This is a genomic window from Saccharopolyspora hirsuta (assembly GCF_008630535.1).
GTDB classification, from domain to species: domain Bacteria; phylum Actinomycetota; class Actinomycetes; order Mycobacteriales; family Pseudonocardiaceae; genus Saccharopolyspora; species Saccharopolyspora hirsuta.
In genome coordinates, this window is sequence record NZ_VWPH01000038.1 from 1 (window position 1) to 1,049 (window position 1,049).

General features: G+C 56.1%; 1 rRNA gene. It reads left to right on the forward strand.

The window, feature by feature from the left end:
• Nucleotides 1-1,049 (forward strand): 23S ribosomal RNA (locus F1721_RS34210); the annotation flags it as partial.

Genomic DNA, 1,049 nt, shown 5'->3' on the forward strand with positions numbered 1-1,049 from the left:
GCTGAGACAACCAGGAGGTTGGCTTAGAAGCAGCCATCCTTGAAAGAGTGCGTAATAGCTCACTGGTCAAGTGGTCCTGCGCCGACAATGTAGCGGGGCTGAAGCGCACCGCCGAAGCCATGCCAATCCAGATGTATGTCTGGGTTGGGTAGGGGAGCGTCCTGCACGCGGTGAAGCCATGGTGGAAACCGATGGTGGAGTGTGTGGGAGTGAGAATGCAGGCATGAGTAGCGAGTGAAGAGTGAGAATCTCTTCCGCCGGATGACCAAGGGTTCCTGGGGAAGGTTCGTCCGCCCAGGGTGAGTCGGGGCCTAAGGCGAGGCCGACAGGCGTAGTCGATGGATAACGGGTTGATATTCCCGTACCCGTGCATACGCGTCCATAACGAAATCCTTGATACTAACCATCCGCTGTTCGTGTGAGTCTTCGGATGAGCATGGGGAGTGCATGGGACCTGATGGGGCGGTAGTTAAGTGATGGGGTGACGCAGGAGGGTAGCTCTGCCAGTGAGTGGTTGTACTGGTGTAAGCCTGTAGCCCGGTGTGTAGGCAAATCCGCACACCAATAGGGTGAGGGGTGATGCGTAGCCGTTGTGGTGATGTGAGTGATCCCATGCTGTCGAGAAAAGCCTCTAGCGAGTGTGTGCATGGCCCGTACCCGAAACCGACACAGGTGGTCAGGTAGAGAATACCGAGGCGGTCGGGTGAACTGTGGTTAAGGAATTCGGCAAATTGCCCCCGTAACTTTGGGAGAAGGGGGGCCACTGCTGGTGAAGGAACGTGCTTCTGGAGCTGGTGGTGGTCGCAGAGGCCAGGGAGAAGCGACTGTTTACTAAAAACACAGGTCCATGCGAAGCTGTAAGGCGATGTATATGGACTGACGCCTGCCCGGTGCTGGAACGTTAAGAGGACCCGTGAACCCCTTGTGGGGTGTAGCGGAGAATTTAAGCGCCAGTAAACGGCGGTGGTAACTATAACCATCCTAAGGTAGCGAAATTCCTTGTCGGGTAAGTTCCGACCTGCACGAATGGCGTAACGACTTCTCCGCTG